This window comes from Pseudomonas sp. AC229 (assembly GCF_979254655.1).
The window spans coordinates 115218-135376 of sequence record NZ_CEEDHK010000014.1; the positions used below are offsets into that span (position 1 = coordinate 115218).

The window sequence follows — 20159 nt, forward strand, 5'->3', positions numbered from 1 at the left end:
GCTAATGAACACACTGAGCGGACAAATCGTTATCGTCACCGGCTCGGACTCGGGCATGGGCCGCGCCATGGCCCTGGCCTTCGCAAGAGAAGGCGCTGATGTGGTGATCACCTACCACAGCGACCAAGAAGGCGCGCAGTCGACCCTTGACGAGGTGAAACGACGCGGCAATCGTGCGCTGATGCGCCAGGTGGATGTCGGCGATGAAAGCAGCGTGGTAGAGCTGTTCAACGCCGTCACCGCCGAGCTCGGCACGCCGACCGTTTTGGTCAACAACGCTGGCATTGGCATGAGCAAAGCCTTTATCGAGCTGACCGCCGAGGACTTCGATAAAACCATCCGCACCGACCTGCGCGGGCCGTTCCTGTGCAGCCGCGAATTTGTCCGTCTGCGGGACAAAGCCGGTGGTGGCGGGAAAATCCTCAACATCACCTCGGTGCACGATTCCATCCCCAGCCCCGGCAACGTGCCCTATGGCGCCGCCAAAGGCGGCCTGCTGACAATGACCCGCAGCCTGGCGCTGGAACTGGCACCGATGGGCATCAACGTGAACGCCGTGGCGCCCGGCATGATCGACACGCCGATGACCCACAAACGCCTGGAAGACCCGCAAACCCGCGCCAAAGAGCTGCCGAATATTCCCTTCAAACGTCCCGGCCGCCCGGAGGAAATCGCCGAGATGGCGTTGTTTCTGATCGGCCCGGATTCGGCGTATATCACCGGGCAGAATTTCGTCGTGGATGGCGGCTTAGAAATGAATTGGGGACAGGGGGCGTAATCAGCGGGAGCGCTGGGCTTCGCTTGAAACGAAGCCCAACGAGCCAGCGTTACAAAATTGGCTTACCGCCCGTTATGCCATAGCGCGTGCCGGAGATGTAACTGCCTTCATCCGAGGCCAACAGCACATAAATCGGCGCCACTTCCACGGGCTGCCCCGGACGGCCCAGCGGTGTTTGCGAGCCGAAACTGGTGATGTCTTCTTCGGTCATGGTCGAGACAATCAACGGCGTCCAGATCGGCCCCGGCGCCACCGAATTCACGCGAATACCCTTCTCGCCCAACAGCTGCGCCAGGCCAGCAGTGAAGTTGGCGATGGCGCCTTTGGTGGTGGCATAGGCGAGCAAGGTCGGCTTCGGTGTGTCGGAATTGACCGAGCTGGTGTTGATGATCGAGCTGCCTGGCGCCATGTGCGGCACGGCCGCTTTGCAGATGCGAAACATCGCCGTGATGTTGATATCGAAAGTGCGCACCCACTCTTCATCGGGGATATCGGCCAAGTCGCTGTGGGTCATCTGGAACGCGGCGTTGTTGACCAACACGTCGATGCGGCCAAAGGTTTCCACCGTCTTGGCCACCAATTGTTCGCACACGTTTTTGTCGGCGATATCACCGGGCAGCAACAGGCACTGACGCCCAGCCTGCTCGACCCAACGCGCGGTTTCCTTGGCGTCTTCGTGCTCGTCCAGGTAAGCGATGGCCACGTCCGCGCCCTCACGGGCGAAGGCGATGGCGACGGCGCGGCCGATGCCGCTGTCGGCACCGGTAATCAGCGCAATTTTGTTCGCCAGCCGATGGTGGCCGGTGTAGCTCTGCTCGCCGCAATCGGGGTACGGCTCCATGCGCGTCTGGCTGCCTGGCACAGCTTGTTTTTGCGAAGGGAATGGGGGCGTTGGGTACTCTTTCATCGGTTCGCTCCAGTCAGTTGATCGAGTAGGGTCGACTGACGGCGCGCGATGGCCGTTCAACTTTTACGATGAGGTGTGTCCTGGTAATCGGAATGCCGCTTAGCCGAGCTAACAGGGACACGCCTCCTGTGGGAGCGGCTGGGCGGCATTCCGATTAGCCGCGATGCTTTTCAAGACTCCACTGGAATGATGGAAATCTTGCCGTTCTTCTCCACTATCGCAAACTTGATCTGCTGCAAGCTCACCAGCCCCTGTTTCTCGCGGGCGGCTTCGAGAATGTCTTCCTCACGCAAGTGCATGGCGCGCAGGCGGCTCTGTAGCGGTACGCCGTTTTCTACGACGATGGTGGGAGAGCCCTCCATCCACACATCAAACGACGGCCAGCGGTATTTCAGCCGCGACAACACCACGTCGATGGTCACCAGCGTGACGATCACCAGGGCGGCGTTGGTGAAGGAAAAGTCGTCGCCCAGCAGCGCCTGCTGGGTGGCTTCGCTGATGATCAGCAGCAAGATGAAATCGAAAATAGTCAGTTCCGACAACGAACGACGCCCGGCAAAGCGCAGGATGATCAGCAGCGCAAAGTAGATACCAGCGGCGCGTAAGACAGCGTCCATAAAGGCCTCGAATCAGGGGTAGATAAACTGGTTGAGCGTCACGCTGCCGCCCGGCCCACGCACCACCGAGCGATAGGCGCCGACGCCGTCAGAGCGCACGGCCAAGTGCACCCGTACCTGGCCGCCAGCGTCGGCGCGAAGCGCCAGCTGCATGCCGGTTTTGTCGAAAGTGGCGGCGTTTTTCGCCGGTGGCGTGATGCTCTCCACGGTCAGGCCGTCGAGCAATTCGCCCTCGATACGCAGCGCCACGTCGGCGTTCGGCGCGCCGCGCAGGTCGACAACAATCACGGACGTGGCGCCGTTGCGCAGAAAGCGTTCGTAACTCACGGCCAGCTGATCCTGGCCCGTGCTGGCCTGGCTGCTGCTCAACAGGCCTTTGGAAAACAGGCCCAACAATGTCAGCAGCACCAGCACGGTCATGCCCACCAGCCCGAGGCGTTCGAGCAGCCACAAGCGCCGCTGTACCGCCATGTTTTCGCGCACCGGCGTGAGGCGGCTGCGCGCATCGTGTTCAGTCAGTTTTACCCGGATCATGCCCATGGTTCGGCTCCTCCATAAAAAATGGACTGAGCCGGTCCGGCAATGGTTCGAGGTGTTTGCTACGGTGAGGCGCGGCACTGAAACCAAGCGAACCTATCGGCCGGTGTGCCCCTCTTAACTGAACCGAAACCGCCAAGGTGCCTGCATGGAGCTGGTGATAGCTCGACCCGAAGGCCTGTATTGCCCACCCGGTGATTTTTATATCGACCCGTGGCGCCCCGTGGAGCGCTCGGTCATCACCCACGCCCACGGCGACCACGCGCGCACCGGCAACCAGCGCTACCTGGCGGCGGCGCCGGGCGAAGGCATTTTGCGTTCGCGCCTGGGGCAAGACATCAACCTGCAAACGCTGCCCTACGGCGAGCGCCTCAATCACCACGGCGTGACCCTGAGTTTTCACCCGGCCGGCCATGTGTTGGGTTCCGCGCAGGTGCGGTTGGAATACCAGGGCGAAGTGTGGGTGGCCTCCGGCGACTACAAGGTCGAGGCCGACGGCACCTGCACGCCATTCGAGCCGGTGCGCTGCCATACGTTTATCACCGAGTCGACCTTTGGCCTGCCGATCTATCGCTGGCAGCCGCAGCGCGAGATTTTCGCCGGCATCGACAGCTGGTGGCGGGACAACGTCGCCGCCGGACGCGCCAGCGTGTTGTTCGCTTATTCGTTCGGCAAGGCGCAGCGGATTCTGCATGGCATCGACGACAGCATCGGGCCGATTCTCGTGCACGGTGCGGTCGAGCCGCTGAATGCGGTTTATCGCGAAGCCGGCGTGCGTATTCCCACCACGTTGTATGCCGGCGACATCGCCAAGAACGACCCGCTTTTGCGCCAGGCGCTGATTCTGGCGCCGCCCTCCGCCGCCGGCAGCACGTGGATGCGCCGCTTCGGCGAATACAGCGACGCCTTTGCCAGCGGCTGGATGTTGCTGCGCGGCACACGCAGGCGCCGAGGCGTAGACCGAGGCTTTGTGCTCTCCGACCATGCCGACTGGCCTGGCCTGCTGTGGGCCATCGAGCAAACCGGCGCCGAACGGGTGATGGTTACCCACGGCCAGGTGAATGTGCTGGTCCGGCATTTGCGCGAACAGGGCCTCGACGCGCGCGGTTTCAAAACCGAATACGGCGATGAAGACGACACCGAGGCGCCCGCATGAAAGCCTTCGCCGAACTGTACGCGCGCCTCGACGCCACAACATCGAGCAACGCCAAGTTGCAAGCCATGCAGGATTACTTCGCCCTGGCCGAGCCAGGCGACGCGGCTTGGGCCACGTATTTCCTCGCCGGCGGCCGACCACGGCAAGTGGTGCCCACCCGCGTGCTACGCGAGTTGGCCAGTCGCTTGGCGGGCTTGCCCGATTGGCTGTTTGAGGAAAGCTACCAAGCGGTCGGCGACCTGGCCGAAACCATTTCCCTGCTGCTGCCCGAAGCCGAGCACAGCAGCGACCACGGCCTGGCCTGGTGGTTGGAAGAACACCTGCTACCGCTGCGCGGCTTGCCGCCGGAAACCCTGGCCGACCGCCTGCCGCCGCTGTGGGCGCAACTGGATCGGCAGAGCTTGATGGTCAGCCTGAAACTGCTCACGGGTTCGTTTCGCGTCGGCGTCTCCAAGCTCTTGGTCACCCGCGCCTTGGCGGCCCTGGCGGGCATCGACGCCAAGCGCGTGGCGCAGCGGTTGGTGGGCTACACCGATTTGTCGCACCGCCCCACTGCCGCGCGTTACCTGGCGCTGATCGCCGCCGAGTCCGACGACGAACACGCCCAGCGCGGCGGCCAGCCCTACCCGTTTTTTCTCGCCCATCCGCTGCAACAGGAACTCGACAACTTCGACACGGTGCTCGGCCCGGTCGAGGACTGGTTGGTGGAATGGAAGTGGGATGGTATTCGCGCACAGCTGGTTAAACGTGAAGGTCGCCTGTGGATTTGGTCACGCGGCGAAGAGCTGGTGACCGAGCGCTTTCCCGAGCTGCACGAATTGGGCGAGGCGCTGCCCGACGGCACCGTGGTCGACGGCGAATTGGTGGTGTGGAAACACGACAGCGACAAAGCCTTCGGCATCCAGCCATTCGCCCTGCTGCAACAACGCATCGGGCGTAAAACCCTGAGCAAGAAACTGCTCGATGACGTGCCCGTGGTGCTGCTTGCCTACGACCTGCTGGAATGGCGCGGCGAAGACTGGCGCAGCCGCCCGCAGGATGAACGCCGGGCGCGCTTGGAACTGCTGGTGGCAGAGATGGGCGACGAACGTTTGCGCCTGTCGCCCGAGGTGCGTGGCAGCGACTGGGCCGACCTGGCCCGCCAGCGCGAAGCCTCTCGCGAGCTGGGCGTGGAAGGCATGATGCTCAAGCGCCGCGACTCGCTCTACGGCGTCGGCCGCACCAAGGACATGGGCCTGTGGTGGAAGTGGAAAATCGACCCGTTCAGCATCGACGCCGTGCTCATCTACGCACAACGCGGCCATGGCCGGCGCGCCAGTTTGTACAGCGACTACACCTTCGCCGTGTGGGACGACGCCAGCCCCGGCGAGCGCGTACTGGTGCCGTTCGCCAAAGCCTATTCCGGGCTCACCGATGAAGAAATGCGCAAAGTGGACGCCATCATCCGCAAAACCACCGTGGAGAAATTCGGCCCGGTACGCAGCGTCACGCCCAGCCTGGTCTTCGAGCTGGGCTTCGAGGGCATCGCCCTGTCCAAGCGTCACAAGAGCGGCATCGCTGTGCGTTTTCCGCGCATGTTGCGCTGGCGCACCGACAAAACCGTGGACCAAGCCGACACCCTCGCCACCCTGCAGGGCCTGCTATGACCAGCCCCGCCAGCGCCTGGTTTGCGCTGCGTCAGTGGAAACCCTTCCCCTTTCAAAAAGAGGTGTGGGCCGCCGTGAAAGGCGGCGAGTCCGGCTTGCTGCACGCCACCACCGGCGCGGGGAAAACCTATGCCGTGTGGTTCGCCGCGCTCAATCGCTTCGCCAAGATTGCCACTGCACCCGCGCCCACCGCGCGCCCTCGAAAACCGACAGTGGCGCCGCTGACCGTGTTGTGGATTACCCCCATGCGCGCCCTGGCCGCCGACACCGCGCGCGCTTTGCAGGCGCCGCTGGATGATTTGCACATTCACTGGAGCGTTGGCCTGCGCACCGGCGACACCGGCAGCGCCGAGCGCGCGCGGCAAAGTCGCAAGCTGCCCAGCGCGCTGATCACCACACCGGAAAGCCTGACGCTGCTGCTCACCGGCGCCAAAGCCCGCGACACCTTCGCCAGCGTGCGCATGGTGATCGTCGATGAGTGGCACGAACTGCTCGGCAACAAGCGCGGCGTGCAGCTGCAATTGGCGCTGGCGCGCCTGCGGCAATGGACGCCGGAACTGATGGTCTGGGGCTTGTCTGCCACCCTCGGCAACCAACCGCACGCCATGGAAGTGCTGATGCCGACCGGGCGTTTGGTGCAAGGCAAAATGGCCAAAACCTTGCGCGTCGATACCCTGCTGCCGCCCGGCATCGAACGCTTTCCGTGGGCCGGCCATCTGGGTTTGCGCATGTTGCCGCAAGTGGTTGAAGAGCTGGAAAGCAGCAGCACCACACTGGTATTCACCAATACGCGCTCGCAGGCGGAAATCTGGTACCAGGCGCTGCTCGAAGCGCGTCCCGACTGGGCGGGTTTGCTGGCCTTGCACCACGGCTCGTTGTCGCGCGAGGTGCGCGACTGGGTGGAACTGGCGCTCAAGCAAGGCTCGCTAAAAGCCGTGGTGTGCACCTCCAGCCTCGACTTGGGCGTGGACTTTCTGCCGGTGGAGCGCGTGCTGCAAATCGGCTCACCGAAAGGCGTGGCGCGCCTGATGCAGCGTGCAGGGCGCAGCGGCCATTCGCCGGGGCGGCCTTCGCGCGTCACGCTGGTGCCGACCCATAGCCTGGAACTCTTGGAATCGGCAGCGGCGCAAACGGCCGTGGCCGAACGGCGAATCGAGGCCCGCCAGTCGCCTGAAAAACCCCTCGACGTGTTGGTTCAGCATCTGGTCAGCATGGCCTTGGGCGGCGGTTTTATGAGCGCGGCCATGCTCGCCGAAGTGCGCAGCGCCTGGGCTTACCGCCAGCTCACCGACGAGGAATGGGACTGGGCCTTGGCGTTTATTCGCCATGGCGGCCACTCGCTCACCGCCTACCCCGACTACCGCCGCGCCGAACCCGACGCCGACGGCCGCTGGCGCGTGCCCGACGCGCGCTTGGCGCGGCGGCACCGCATGAGCATCGGCACCATCGTCAGCGATGCCAGCTTGAGCGTGAAATATTGGACCAAGGGCGGCAGCGGCGGCTCATTGGGCAGCGTTGAAGAAGGCTTTATCGCCCGCCTGCGCCCCGGCGACGGCTTCCTGTTCGCCGGGCGCCTGCTGGAACTGGTGCGGGTGGAAAACATGACCGCCTACGTGCGCCGCGCCACCGGCAAAAAAGCCGCGGTGCCGCGCTGGAATGGTGGGCGTATGCCGCTGTCCAGCGAGCTGGCCGACGCCGTGGTCGACAAACTCGGTGCCGCCGCCGAGGGCGAATACGCCAGCGATGAAATGCGTCTGCTGCGCCCATTGCTCGCGGTGCAGGAGAGCTGGTCAGCGCTGCCAACGGCGCACACCTTGCTTGCCGAAGTGGTGAAATCACGCGAAGGCTGGCACCTGTTTCTGTACCCGTTCGCCGGACGCTCCGTGCACCTGGGGCTGGCCAGCTTGCTCGCCTGGCGCCTGGCCGAAGGGCAACCGCTGAGCTTTTCCATCGCCGTTAACGACTATGGCCTGGAACTGCTGTGCGCCAGTCCCATCGACTACGCCCAGCACCTTGCGCCGGCGCTGTTCAGCACCGAGCACCTGTTGCGCGACGTGCTCGCCAGCCTGAACGCCGGTGAGCTGGCACGTCGCCGCTTTCGCGAAATCGCCCGCATTGCCGGGCTGGTGTTTTCCGGCTACCCGGGCGCCGCCAAAAGCGCCCGACAACTGCAAGCCTCCAGCGCCTTGTTCTTCGACGTCTTCCAACAATACGACCCGAGCAACCTGCTGCTCACCCAGGCGCAACAAGAAGTGCTGCGCCAGGAGCTGGAAGTTCAGCGCCTGCAACAAACCCTTGAGCGCCTGCAAACACGGCGCCTGGACGTACACGTGATCAAACGCGCCACGCCCCTGGCCTTTCCGCTGCTGGTGGAACGCTTTCGGGAAAGCCTCAGCTCGGAAAAACTGGCCGACCGCATCAAACGCATGGTGCAAGACCTGGAAAAAGCCGCCGGCCCCGGCGGTTACGAAGCCGAAACCGACGCACGTTTCTCCATCGACAACGAGCGCCCTGCCCCACGCAAAGGCCGCGCCCCGCGTCAAGGCAAAGACGGCCGACCACGTCCCGTTAAGGAGCGTCCTTGAGCGAACATCTGCCCGTGCAACTGGCTGGCACCGAACTCTGGCTACTCGCCGACAAAGCCATCTGGTGGCCCGACTATCAGGCGCTGCTGATCGCCGACCTGCACCTGGGCAAGGCCGCCACCTACCGCCAACTGGGCCAACCTGTGCCCCACGGCACAACCGCTGAAAACTTCCAACGCCTCGACCAGTTGCTGCACCGCTACCCCAGCCGGCGCCTGATCGTACTTGGCGACTTTCTCCACGCCCGCCAAGCCAAAAACCCCGCCACTTTGGCCGCCCTACAGCAATGGCGCAGTGGCCATGTGGCCATGGACATCACCCTCATCCGCGGCAACCACGACCGCAACGCTGGCGATCCCCCGGCAGGGCTGGGCATTGAAACCGTTTCCGAACCGCTGCTGGTGGGGCCGCTGGCCCTGCAACATGAACCGGAAGCCCACGCCACCCACCATGTTCTGGCCGGGCATGTGCATCCTGCGTATCGCCTGCGAGGAAAAGGTCGGCAGAGCTTGCGACTGCCGTGCTTTTTGATTGGCGAACGGGTGAGCCTGATGCCCGCGTTTGGGAGTTTTACCGGCGCGATGGGCGTGTTGCCTGAGGATGGGGAGCGGGTTTTTGTGGTGGGGGATGGTGGGGTTTGGCGGGTGGTTTAGGAAGGAATCGCCTTGAGCAGGGATGTTAATGAATACCTTCGCCCATCTACCGAGTAAGGCTCGAAATACTGGATCCCGAATCGTCGGACCGCCGCGTTCGCGAGGATGACGGGGTTTTGATCACGGGCGCGTAAGGCGTGAAACATTCAGCGCATGCGGGAATGGATGCCTTCGCCGAGGTGCCGAGTACGGCTTGAGATTCTGGATTCCGAATCGTCGGACCGCCGCCTGCGCGGGAATGACGAGGTTTTTTCCAACACCACCGTCATTCCCGCGAACGCGGGAATCCAGAGTTTCGGAGCGAAGTGCGGTGGCGGGTTCGCGAGGATGACGGAGGCGCCGTTACCGGCCTCAACCAAACCCCAACGGAACAACCCCCACTCCCCACCGGTCTCTAGCCATACACCCAGCCCGCAAAAAACCCCGACCTGCATCGCCCTGTGACATCCCCCCTCCCACACGGCAAACTACCCCCACACCGGAGCCGGAGTGCTCCTGTCCACCGCTCCTCTTTATGGAAAACAGAATGCGCCACAGACAAGTCATCAACGCCTCCGTCAGCCCCAAAGGCAGCCTGGAAACATTGTCCCAACGCGAAGTGCAACAACTCAGCGAAGCCGGTTCCGGCAGCATCTACGACCTATTCCGCCAGTGCGCCCTGGCCATTCTCAATACCGGCGCCCATATCGATAACGCCAAGACCATCCTCGACGCCTATAAAGATTTCGAAGTGCGCATCCACCAGCAAGACCGTGGCGTGCGCCTGGAGTTGTTGAATGCGCCGGCCGACGCGTTCGTCGATGGCGAAATGATCGCCAGCACGCGCGAGATGTTGTTCAGCGCCCTGCGCGACATCGTTTACACCGAGAACGAACTCGACAGCCAACGCATCGACCTGGACACATCACAGGGCATCACCGATTACGTGTTCCACCTGCTGCGCAACGCCCGCACCCTGCGCCCCGGCGTGGAGCCGAAAATCGTCGTGTGCTGGGGCGGTCACTCCATCAGCACCGAGGAATACAAGTACACCAAGAAGGTCGGCCACGAGCTGGGCCTGCGTAGCCTCGATGTGTGCACCGGCTGCGGCCCTGGCGTAATGAAAGGGCCGATGAAGGGCGCGACCATCAGCCATGCCAAACAGCGCATCACCGGCAGCCGCTACCTGGGCCTGACCGAGCCGGGCATCATCGCCGCCGAGGCACCGAACCCGATCGTCAACGAGTTGGTGATTCTGCCGGACATCGAAAAACGCCTGGAGGCGTTTGTGCGGGTCGGTCACGGCATCATTATTTTCCCGGGCGGCGCCGGTACGGCCGAAGAATTCTTGTACCTGCTGGGCATTCTGATGCACCCGGACAACCAGGACCTGCCTTTCCCCGTCATCCTTACCGGACCGAGAAGCGCCAAGGCGTATTTCGAGCAGCTGCACGCGTTTATTGGGGCGACGCTGGGGGAATCGGCGCAGGCGCATTATCAGATCATTGTCGATGACCCCGCTGAAGTGGCGCGGCAGATGACGCTCGGGCTGAAGCAGGTGAAACAGTTCCGCCGCGAGCGCAACGACGCGTTCCACTTCAACTGGCTGCTGAAAATCGATGAAGGCTTCCAACGCCCGTTCGAGCCGACCCACGCCAACATGGCCGCGCTGAAACTCAACCGCAGCATTGCCCCACACGAGCTGGCGGCGAATTTGCGTCGGGCGTTTTCCGGCATTGTGGCCGGCAACGTGAAGGCGACCGGCATTCGTCTGATCGAAGAGTTCGGCCCTTATGAAATTCATGGCGACCCCGCCGTGATGGAGCCGCTGGACAAACTGCTGCAAGCCTTCGTTGAGCAGCACCGCATGAAACTGCCAGGTGGCGCGGCGTATGTGCCGTGCTACCGCGTTATTAACGGTTAACCCCCCTACCTGTGGGAGCGGCTTTAGCCGCGATGTTTTTAACAGCATCGCGGCTACTCGCAATGCCGCCCAACCCCTCCCACAGAGAGCACTTGAGGTCTCCGATGCGTGAATTCCATTTCTACGAACCCAAACTCGGCCACGGCCTGAAACACGATCCGCTCAATTCAATCGTCGCCCCACGGCCGATTGGCTGGATCTCGTCGCAAAGCCCTGACGGCGTGCTCAATTTGGCGCCGTACAGTTTCTTCAATGCCTTCAACTACACGCCGCCGATCATTGGCTTTTCCAGCATCGGCTGGAAAGACAGCGTACGAAACATTGCGGCCAGCAAAGAGTTTGTCTGGAACCTCGCCAGCCGCCCGCTGGCGGAGCAGATGAATGCCTCGTCGGCGCTGGTGGCGCCCGAGGTCAACGAGTTCGAGCTGGCGGGCCTCGACACCGCGCCCTCGCGCCTGGTGAAACCGCCACGGGTGCTGGCCAGTCCGGTGTCGTTCGAGTGCCGGTTGAGCGACATCGTGCAGCTGCAGAAGGCCGACGGGGGGCTGATCGATACCTGGCTTGTGTTGGGCGAAGTGGTGGCCGTGCACATCGACACGGCGGTGTTGGAAGACGGCGTGTACAACACGGTGTTGGCACAACCGATCATGCGCGGCGGCGGCCCCACGGACTATTTCGCCATTGAAGAAAGCCAGCGTTTCCACATGCATCGCCCAGTGGTCGACAAATAGCCGCAGCGCCGTCAATGCGGGTTTCGCGGTCCTGACGAAACCCGCGTCGGCCGCTTGAAAATATCCCTCGAACCTTCCAGCCGCTGCGCCCTTCTTACTTAACACCGCAGCTTCTTTACAGGATGTAACTCATCATGCTGGAACCCCTTCTTCTCGCCGCTACGCGCGTGTCCACGTATGACTTGGACCGCCCACTCACCAACGCCAGTGGCTTTTTTTTCCAGCGCGACCAACGCCTGTTTCTGGTCACCAGCCGCCACGTAGTGGTCGACGCACCGACCGAGCATCACCCCAGCCGTCTGGAAATCGAGTTGCACACCAATAAGGACAACCTGGCGGAGTCCATCGGTTTTTCCATTCCGTTGTTTAAAGACGGTAAAAGCCTGTGGCGTCAGGGCACCGATTCGGGCGGTGAAATTGACATCGCCGTGGTGGAAATCGAACGCAGCGCGCTGCCGCCAACCACCGCGTACTTGGCCTTCACACCCGAGCACCTGGCCGATCTGACCAAGCCCATCGAAATCGGCAGCCCTTTGCTGGTGGTCGGCTTTCCGCTGGGTTTTCACGACACCTTGCACCACATGCCCGTAGCGCGGCAGGCAAGCATTGCCTCGGCGTTTGGCCTGCGTTTCAAGGGCGAAGGTTATTTCCTCACCGACGCGCGCACGCACCGTGGCTCTAGCGGCGCACCGATTGTGATGCGCATGGCCGCCGACGATAACCGCGAGCTTCCGTGGCTGCTGCTAGGCGTGCATTCATCGCGTCTGGACGTTAACCGCGATCAGGAACTGGACGAAGCGCTGGGCCTTAATTGCGCCTGGTATTCCGATGTGCTGATGACCCTAACCGAGTAAATCGCGGGTGGCGGTATCGGTTTTCGTTGTGTAAGGTTGCCGGCGGGTGTCACGGCTGCGGTTCTGCAGCCGGGCAGGTTTTTTGTGTTGGTCGGGCCGCCGCACAGTCTGAAAAAGTGAGCGACCATGAACCGACCCCTTCCCCCAAAGGCTCTTCCGGCTGCGCGCCGCGTAGCCGACAAAGCGTTTAGCGCCCTCGAGCATTTCCTTCATATCGAAGCCGTCAGCGGCATCGTTTTGATGCTCGCCGCTGCCATCGCCCTGATCTGGGCAAACTCTTCAGCAGCCGACAGTTACCACCACCTCTGGCACATGCCCGTCAGCCTTGGTTTAGGCGATTGGCAGCTTTCACAGTCGCTGCACTTCTGGATCAACGACGGTTTGATGACCGTGTTCTTTCTGGTGGTCGGCCTGGAAATTCGCCGCGAAATTCACGAAGGCGCCCTCGCCACGCTCAAGCTGGCGACCCTGCCGATGGCCGCCGCGCTCGGCGGCGTCGTGGTGCCAGCGCTGATCTACGTCGCCCTTAACGTCGACCCAAACCTGCGCGCCGGCTGGGCCGTGCCCACGGCCACCGATATCGCTTTTGCCATGGGCGTGCTGGCCTTGCTGGGCAAATCGATTCCGCCGTCCGTGCGGGTATTTCTGCTGGCGTTGGCCATCATCGATGACATTGCCGCCGTGCTGATCATTGCCGTGTTCTACTCCGGCGGCCTGGAGCCCATTGGTTTCCTCATCGCCGCTGCCGGCATCGCGTTGGTGTTGATCTTTCAGCAAATCGGCATTGGCTCCGCGTTTGCCTATGTGCTGCCCGGCGCCATTTTGTGGTTCGGCCTGTTGAAAACCGGCGCCCATCCCACCCTGGCCGGCGTGGTGTTGGGGCTGATGACGCCAGTGTTTTCCCGCCCCGATACCGAGGGGCCGCTGGACAAGGCCAGGGGCGCCCTGCACAACCTGACGCACCGTGCCGAGGAAGACACCGGCGAGGTCTTGCATTCGGTCAAACAGCTGCGCACCGCACAGCGCGAACTGCTGCCGCCGGTGATTCGCGTGCAGGCAGCGCTGCATCCGTGGGTGGCCTATGGCGTGATGCCGCTGTTCGCCCTGGCCAACGCCGGCGTGAGCCTCGGCGGTGTCGACCTCAACAATTCAGCCTCGCTGACGGTGATGTTCGGCGTGCTGTGTGCGCTGGTGATTGGCAAGCCGATTGGCGTGATGTTCAGCACCTGGCTGCTGGTGCGCCTGGGCTGGTGCGTGCTGCCGCCGGGCATGACCTGGTCGTGGCTGGGCTTGATCGGCTGCCTGGCGGGCATCGGCTTCACCATGTCGATATTCATTGCCTCGCTGGCCTTTACCGATGAAGGCTTGCTCAGCGCGGCCAAGCTCGGCGTGCTGCTGGCCTCGGCTATCGCGGCAACGCTAGGCCTGGTGATCGGCGCCATCGTGGTTCGCCGCGCCAAGGCGAATCCAGCCTAGACCGGCCCAAACCACGGTGTCTGTGGGAGAGGCTTTAGCCTCGATGATTTTTGAGCGTTAAAAGCAGGCCGTGGCGGCTAACGATAAGCCGCCACCCTCGCCTGCCACGCTTCGTCGTCGTCCAGCGCCTCGATGGCCTTGTTCAGCGCTGGCACTAAGCGTGCGTAGGCAGTGGGCACCAACAGGTGACGCTGATAGCGACTCAGCGGCTCGGCGACAAATAACTCGGCCTGCAAGGCCGGTCGCTCAGACCAGAAAAACTCCAGGGTGTGTTTGCCCACTACCGTGGCGTCGATCCAACCGCGTTGCAGGCGTTCGACGTTCACGCGCTCATCCACACCGTCTTGTCGACTGACCGATCCACTCGTCAGCAGCGGCGTCAGCTCCGGGTAGTGATGCCCGGCCACCAAGCCCAAGCGATGCCCCTGCAGCGTGGCAAGCGTGAGCCGCGAGACCTCGCCGCTGTTGCGCGACACCAGCAAATTGACGTCATCGATAAACGGTTCAGTCAGCGTAAAAGCAGGCGAATTGGCGAACCATGCTGGGCTCACGCCGAGCACCAGCCCCGGCAGCCGACCCTCGTGCAACTGACGATCCAGACGCCGGCGAGGAATCTCGCGCACGGCAAAGTGGTAATCCGGCATCAGCGCCTCTAGGCGCTGCGCCAGGTCGAAATACAGGCCTCGCTGAGCGGCGTAATCCACCACGTAGGGCGGTTTGTTCTGGTAGCAAAACAAGGTGATGTCTTCGGCGGCCGATAACGCCGCACTGTGCACAAGCCAAAACACGGCCCATAACATTGCTCTCACCGCTCACTCCTGTTTTGCCCAAACCTCACCCGTTGACTATAGATCAGGAGGCGCGTGCGACATGCCGCACTGCCTATCAGCGTTTTCACCTTCGGCTTGGATGCCGGGGTGTAGGACGGTATAAGGAACGCCACGAAAAAGACGTGTTTGATTGGCTACGGATGGGGACAGATGGCGCAGTGGCTCAAAGGTGACGAGCAGATGGTGGAGCGGATACGAGCCTACGACTGGGCCTCGTCGCCGCTGGGGCCGATTGAGGATTGGCCTGATGTTTTAAAGACCACGGTTGCCCTGAGTCTCGGTTCAAGCTTCCCGCAAGCCATTGTTTGGGGCGACAGCCTCACGACCCTGCACAACCAGGCCTTCAATCAGATTCTCGGCAATAAACCCTCTGCGTTGGGCCGTTCGTTCAGCGACGTGTGGAGCGAAGCATGGCGCGATATCAGCGCCTTCGCCGACGCCGCTTTTGCCGGCCAGGCCACCTACCTGGAAGACTTCCCGCTGCTGATCGAGCGCGGCGGCGCGCCGGAGCAGGCGTATTTCACCTTCTGCTACAGCCCCATACGCGACCACACCGGCAAGGTCGTTGGCATCCTCGACACCGTGGCTGAAACCACGGCCACGGTGGTCGCCAACCAGCGCCTGGCCTTTCTCGATGGGCTGGGGCGCGCGGTAGCCACGGCCACCAGCGCTGACGTGATTCTGGCCGCCACCACGCGCATGTTGGCCCAGCAGTTGGGGCTGTCGAACTGCGCCTACGCAGACATGCATGCCGACGAGGACGGCTTCACCATTCGCGGCGATTGGGCAGCGCCCGGCTCGCCGCATATTCTGGGTATCTACCGCCTGGCCGACTTCGGCGAACTGGCCGTGCGCAACCTAAACGCCGGCTTGCCGTTGATCATCCACGACAACCTCAGCGAGCTGCCCAGCCACGAATCGGCGGCGTTTCAGGCCCTGGGCATCACGGCGACCATTTGCATGCCGCTGATCAAAGACGGCCGCCTCACGGCATTGATGGCTATTCACGACAACGTGCCCCGGCAGTGGACCGACGCAGACCTGGGCCTGCTTCGCGAAGTGACCGAGCGTTCGTGGGCGCACATCGAGCGGGTGCGCGCCGACGCCGAACTACGTGAAGCCGTGAACGCCCTGGCCACGCTCAACAGCACCCTCGAACAACGGGTGCAGGAGCGCACGGCGCAGCTGGTCGAAACCGAAGCCGAGCTGCGCCAGGCGCAGAAATTGGAGGCCATCGGCCAACTCACGGGCGGCGTGGCCCATGACTTCAATAATCTGCTGACCATCATTCGCTCCTCGATCCACTTCTTGCGCCGCACCGATCTGCCGCTGGAACGCCGCAACCGTTACATCGACACCATTTCCAACACCATCGAGCGCGGCGCCAAGCTCACCGGCCAACTGCTGGCCTTTGCCCGCCGCCAACCGCTGCATCCGCAAGTGTTCGAAGTGGGCCAACGCCTGGAGGCCTTGCACGACATGCTCGACTCGGCCGCCGGCGCGCGCATTCAGGTGGTCTTGGAATTGCCGAGGCAGCCCTGTTTTGTTCGGGCCGACCTCAGTCAGTTGGAAACCGCGCTGATCAACATGGCCATCAACGCCCGCGATGCCATGGGCGGCGAAGGGCAACTGACGGTCCGCCTGACGTGCAACCAGCGCATGCCGTCTGCCACTGAATCTGCGGCCGACGCCGGCTTGCTGGCCGCCATTGCCGTTACCGACACCGGTGCCGGTATTGCTCCGGCGGTGTTGTCGCGAATTTTCGAACCCTTCTTCACCACCAAGGAAATCGGCCAGGGCACCGGTCTTGGCCTGTCCCAGGTGTTTGGCTTCGCCAAGCAATCGGGCGGCGATGTCGACGTGCATTCCGTGCCGGGGCAAGGCACCACGTTCACCTTGTTTCTGCCGCAGGTCGAAGCGCAAGCCGGGCTTACTGAACCTGCCCCGCCACCGATGCTGCAAACCCTGCATGGGGCGCGGCAGCGGGTGCTGGTGGTGGAAGACAACCGAGAGATCGGCAGCTTTGCCGCCGACATGCTGCAAGACCTGGGCTACGACGTGACCTGGGCCAGCACTGCCGAAGAAGCCCTGCAACGCATGGGCCCTGAGGCGCTGGAATTCGATGCCGTGTTTTCTGACGTGATGATGCCCGGCATTGGCGGCCTGAACCTGGCCACCGAACTGCGCCGCCGCCGCCCCGGTCTGCCCATTATTCTCACCTCCGGTTACAGCCAGACGTTGTCCGCCGGAGGCTTTCAGGGTTTCGCCTTCCTGCGCAAACCGTACTCGGCTGAACAGGTGGCGCAGATGTTGAGTGCGGCGCTGAATCGTAAGGATTAGTGCACGTGCTACGGCCGCGTCGTCAAAATCGGCGTTCGGCATGCAAGCCTGGATCCCGAATCGTCGGACCGCCGCCTTCGCGGGGATGACGGTGGTCTTTAATGCAACGCCGTCATTCCCGCGCAGGTGGCGGTCAGACGACCCGGGATCCAGGCTTGAACAAAGCTATCTAAAAAAACCACCGTCATTCCCGCGCAGGCGGGAATCCAGGCTCGTTCATGTATCGGTACTCGTCTAAACCCCTCTAACGTGCATGCGCTTAAAAACCAAAAAAAACCTACCCCAACTCACCCCACCGTACCGCTCAGCAAATAATCGAAACCTTCCGCCAAACCCACCCGTCCACTAATTAGCGACGACCCGTTCGCGTCACAGTGGAGAAAGATGGAATGAACACTACCCCGCTCAAACACTTCGGTCTGGCTTGCGTTCTCAGCTTCAGCGCCCTGGCAAGTGCCGTGGCCGCCGAGTCCAATTCCTTCGTCGAAAACGCCACCCAAGGCGGCATCCTGGAAATTGAAGCGGCCAAGCTGGCGCTGCAAAAAAGCAAAAGCAGCGACGTGCGCGAATTCGCCACCACCATGCAGGCGGACCACACCAAGGTGAACCAAGAACTCACCGCCCTGGCGAAGAAGCAGAACATCGAAGTGCCAGACGAAGCGTCGATGATCGACAAAGCCAAAAAGCTGCTGCTGGAAATGCGCGACGAGTCGTTCGATAAGGGCTACGCCGGCAACCAGGTAGCCGCCCACGAACAGACCATTGAGCTGTTCAAGAAACAAGCCGAGTCCAAAGAAAACCCAGAGCTGCAAGCCTTCGCCAAAGAGAAGCTGCCCGCCCTGGAACATCACCTGGAAATGGCCAAACAGTTGAAAGCCAAGCACGACCACTAAGCTCAGCGGAGGTTGTATGAACGCTCAACACACCGCGCCGCCGGATCGTGACGGCGCCACGCTCGACGCCGAGCAGTGGCCCGCTCAGGACACGCCGGCCGATACCCGGGGGCTTCCCGGGTATCCGCGTCAGCAAGCCGGCAAGCAGATCGATTCCGAAGCGGACTTCGACCCTGACTCGCCGGACCTTGCCGATCCGCAAATCGACCCGCGGCATCCCCCGCGCATCCCAGACGATGCGCCGGATCCGCGGGCCGAGAAGCGCGCGCCAAGCGATGAGTACCCGCCCTACGAAAAACCCTGAGGTCGTTAACGCTTGCGTTAGCCCCTGTCGTTCACGTTAAGGAAAGCTGTCCATGCCACTGCACTATGTCGCCTGCTTGGCAGACTTGCCCGACGGCCGGATTGGCCAGGGCAAGATCGGTGAGCAATCGTTGATCTTGTTGCGAACCGGCGACACGGTGCAGGCGTTTCAGGGCAATTGTCCGCACGCCGGCGCACCGTTGGCCGAGGGCGCGGTGTGCAATGGACGCCTGATATGCCCGTGGCACAAAGGCACATTCCGCCTCAGCGATGGGCACGTGTGCGAACCGCCAGCGCTGGAAGATTTGCAGCGCTATGCGGTGACCATTCGCGACGGCCAGGTGTATGTGGACGATCAACCGCTGCCTGCCTCAACCGACAAATCCCAATCACCAGACGAGCGTTTATTCGCCATCGTCGGCGGCGGCGCTGCGGGTACGGCAGCGGCTTCGGCATTGCGCGAGCACGGCTTTGCCGGCCGCCTTCTGCTAATCGACCGTGAAGAAGCACCGGGCTTTGATCGCACGGTGTTAAGCAAATTTGTCATCGCTGGCGAGATGGCGCCGGCGCAGATTCCCGATCTTAAAAACGATGACTATTACCGCGAACAGCGCATTGAGCGCGTCCATGGCCATGTCAATCGCATGGACGCCCAGCGACGCGAAATCGAACTAAGCGATGGTCGCCTGTACCGATACGACTCGGCGCTACTGGCCACCGGCGCCAAGCCGAAAACCCTCGACCTGCCCGGCGCGCAGTTGCACAACGTGCATGTGCTGCGCTCGCGTGCGCATGCCGCGGACATCCTGCACGCCACGCTACCGGGTGATCGGGCGGTCATCATCGGCGACAGCTTTATCGGCCTGGAGGCGGCCAGTTCGTTGCGCAAACGTGGCCTCGGCGTCACCGTAATCGCCCGCCACGAAGTGCCGTTCGCCAAGCAGTTCGGCATTGAAGTGGGCCGCGCCATCCGCCTGCTGCACGAGAGCAACGGCGTGGTGTTTCGCGTGGGAGAAGAAGCCGTGAGCTTCGAGGCCGACGAAGCCAATGAAGACCAACATGTGAAGGCGGTGCGCCTGGCCTGCGGCGAGCGCATCGCCGCCGACCTGGTGCTGGTCGGCGTGGGCGTGAGCCCGGCGACAGACCTGTTGCAAGGCCTGCGCTTATGCGACGACGGCGCGCTGGTGGTTGACCAACATATGCGCGCCGCGCCCGGGCTGTGGGCGGCTGGCGACATCGCGCGCTTTCCCTTGGCCGATGAGCACCTGCGCATCGAGCATTGGCGCGTAGCCCAGCAGCACGCGCGCATTGCGGCGCAGAACATGCTCGGCGGCGAAGTGGCCTACGACAGCGTGCCGTTCTTCTGGACCCAGCATTTCGGCAAGCGTTTCGACTACCTTGGCCACGCAAAAGACTGGCAGGAAACCGTTATTGAAGGAGATCTGGTGAACCTGCACTTTATCGCCCTGCTCTGCAGCCATGGCCAGGTGGAAGGCGTGGTGGCGTGCCAACGACAGGCGGCGACGGCATTATTGGCTGAACGTATGCGTGAACCGCTGTCGGTCGAGCAAGCGCTGAGCTTGGTCCGCCAATGCGACGGTGAGACGGGTTAAACCTCGTGGGCAGGCCCGCCTAGACGGGCTCACCAGGTTGCTCGCCAGGTTGATTGGATCGGCCGGCTATTTGGGGAAAATGCCGGTGATGGTAATGCCGTAGTCCTTTAGCAATTTCAGCGGCAGCTCGGTCGCCTCTTCCTGCGGATCACCGAATTCGCCCTTCTCCACATTCTGCTCGGCCCATTCCCATACGTATTCCACCGCTTGCTCGACGCTCGGCTTTTCGTCCTGCTCGACATCCAGAACGGAGGTGTTTTGGTCCCGGTTGTAACTGATCACCCAATGGGTCATACGCTGATCTCCGCGTTAAATGTGTCGGTGTCTTAGCTGCTGA

18 protein-coding genes are annotated in these 20159 nt (G+C 62.6%); 13 read left to right on the forward strand and 5 right to left on the reverse strand.

Features of this window, described 5'->3' with window-relative positions; all coding sequences use genetic code 11:
- Window positions 1–4: 4 nt before the first annotated feature.
- Window positions 5–778: an SDR family oxidoreductase gene (locus tag AC0IW7_RS19335; RefSeq protein WP_471820181.1), complete on the forward strand. Its 774-nt coding sequence runs from the start codon at window positions 5–7 to the stop codon at window positions 776–778.
- A 49-nt stretch (window positions 779–827) separates the two neighbouring features.
- On the opposite strand, the gene AC0IW7_RS19340 is transcribed toward AC0IW7_RS19335, so the two are convergent.
- The 3 genes from AC0IW7_RS19340 to AC0IW7_RS19350 form a co-directional block, all read right to left on the reverse strand.
- Window positions 828–1685, reverse strand: coding sequence for an SDR family oxidoreductase (locus AC0IW7_RS19340; RefSeq protein ID WP_471820183.1), 858 nt, complete (start codon window positions 1683–1685; stop codon window positions 828–830).
- Between the two features lie 170 nt (window positions 1686–1855).
- Complete coding sequence (locus tag AC0IW7_RS19345; protein WP_471820185.1) at window positions 1856–2302, reverse strand: DUF421 domain-containing protein; 447 nt, start codon at window positions 2300–2302, stop codon at window positions 1856–1858.
- A 12-nt stretch (window positions 2303–2314) separates the two neighbouring features.
- Window positions 2315–2842 (reverse strand): hypothetical protein, encoded by a 528-nt coding sequence (locus AC0IW7_RS19350; RefSeq protein ID WP_471820186.1) that lies wholly within the window; start codon window positions 2840–2842, stop codon window positions 2315–2317.
- A gap of 145 nt (window positions 2843–2987) precedes the next feature.
- Between AC0IW7_RS19350 and AC0IW7_RS19355 the strand changes: the two genes are divergently transcribed.
- The 8 genes from AC0IW7_RS19355 (at window position 2988) to nhaA (ending at window position 13843) form a co-directional block, all read left to right on the forward strand.
- The gene (locus AC0IW7_RS19355; protein WP_471820188.1) at window positions 2988–3995 is read left to right on the forward strand and encodes a ligase-associated DNA damage response exonuclease; all 1008 of its coding nucleotides are present in this window, start codon (window positions 2988–2990) and stop codon (window positions 3993–3995) included.
- Complete coding sequence (locus AC0IW7_RS19360; protein ID WP_471820189.1) at window positions 3992–5641, forward strand: ATP-dependent DNA ligase; 1650 nt, start codon at window positions 3992–3994, stop codon at window positions 5639–5641. Before AC0IW7_RS19355 ends, AC0IW7_RS19360 begins: the two co-directional genes overlap by 4 nt.
- A complete protein-coding gene (locus AC0IW7_RS19365; protein WP_471820191.1) occupies window positions 5638–8226 on the forward strand; it encodes a ligase-associated DNA damage response DEXH box helicase in 2589 nt (862 codons plus the stop codon). Before AC0IW7_RS19360 ends, AC0IW7_RS19365 begins: the two co-directional genes overlap by 4 nt.
- The gene (gene pdeM / locus AC0IW7_RS19370) at window positions 8223–8879 is read left to right on the forward strand and encodes a ligase-associated DNA damage response endonuclease PdeM (RefSeq protein WP_471820192.1); all 657 of its coding nucleotides are present in this window, start codon (window positions 8223–8225) and stop codon (window positions 8877–8879) included. The genes AC0IW7_RS19365 and pdeM overlap by 4 nt, the downstream gene beginning before the upstream one ends.
- Window positions 8880–9405: 526 nt before the next feature.
- Entirely contained in the window at window positions 9406–10782 is a 1377-nt protein-coding gene (gene ppnN, locus AC0IW7_RS19375; RefSeq protein WP_122495775.1) for a nucleotide 5'-monophosphate nucleosidase PpnN, read from the forward strand.
- Between the two features lie 104 nt (window positions 10783–10886).
- Window positions 10887–11513, forward strand: a complete 627-nt coding sequence (locus tag AC0IW7_RS19380) for a flavin reductase family protein (RefSeq protein WP_122495773.1) — start codon at window positions 10887–10889, stop codon at window positions 11511–11513.
- 134 nt (window positions 11514–11647) lie between these two features.
- Window positions 11648–12367 (forward strand): S1 family peptidase, encoded by a 720-nt coding sequence (locus AC0IW7_RS19385; RefSeq protein WP_471820195.1) that lies wholly within the window; start codon window positions 11648–11650, stop codon window positions 12365–12367.
- Between the two features lie 126 nt (window positions 12368–12493).
- A complete protein-coding gene (nhaA, locus tag AC0IW7_RS19390) occupies window positions 12494–13843 on the forward strand; it encodes a Na+/H+ antiporter NhaA (protein WP_471820197.1) in 1350 nt (449 codons plus the stop codon).
- Between the two features lie 77 nt (window positions 13844–13920).
- Here the strand turns inward: nhaA and AC0IW7_RS19395 are convergent, their stop codons facing one another.
- On the reverse strand, window positions 13921–14652 hold the full coding sequence (locus AC0IW7_RS19395; protein ID WP_471820199.1) for a substrate-binding periplasmic protein: 732 nt from the start codon (window positions 14650–14652) through the stop codon (window positions 13921–13923).
- Window positions 14653–14823: 171 nt separating this feature from the next.
- On the opposite strand from AC0IW7_RS19395, the gene AC0IW7_RS19400 reads away from it, so the two are divergent.
- The 4 genes from AC0IW7_RS19400 to AC0IW7_RS19415 all read left to right on the forward strand — a co-directional run bounded on the left by AC0IW7_RS19400 (window position 14824) and on the right by AC0IW7_RS19415 (window position 19822).
- The gene (locus tag AC0IW7_RS19400) at window positions 14824–17013 is read left to right on the forward strand and encodes an ATP-binding protein (protein WP_471820201.1); all 2190 of its coding nucleotides are present in this window, start codon (window positions 14824–14826) and stop codon (window positions 17011–17013) included.
- Between the two features lie 389 nt (window positions 17014–17402).
- Window positions 17403–17906, forward strand: a complete 504-nt coding sequence (locus AC0IW7_RS19405; protein WP_471820203.1) for a DUF4142 domain-containing protein — start codon at window positions 17403–17405, stop codon at window positions 17904–17906.
- Window positions 17907–17922: 16 nt separating this feature from the next.
- On the forward strand, window positions 17923–18210 hold the full coding sequence (locus AC0IW7_RS19410; RefSeq protein WP_471820204.1) for a DUF6021 family protein: 288 nt from the start codon (window positions 17923–17925) through the stop codon (window positions 18208–18210).
- A gap of 52 nt (window positions 18211–18262) precedes the next feature.
- Complete coding sequence (locus AC0IW7_RS19415) at window positions 18263–19822, forward strand: FAD-dependent oxidoreductase (RefSeq protein ID WP_471820206.1); 1560 nt, start codon at window positions 18263–18265, stop codon at window positions 19820–19822.
- 66 nt (window positions 19823–19888) lie between these two features.
- Here the strand turns inward: AC0IW7_RS19415 and AC0IW7_RS19420 are convergent, their stop codons facing one another.
- Window positions 19889–20116, reverse strand: a complete 228-nt coding sequence (locus tag AC0IW7_RS19420; RefSeq protein WP_471820208.1) for a hypothetical protein — start codon at window positions 20114–20116, stop codon at window positions 19889–19891.
- Window positions 20117–20159: the final 43 nt, after the last annotated feature.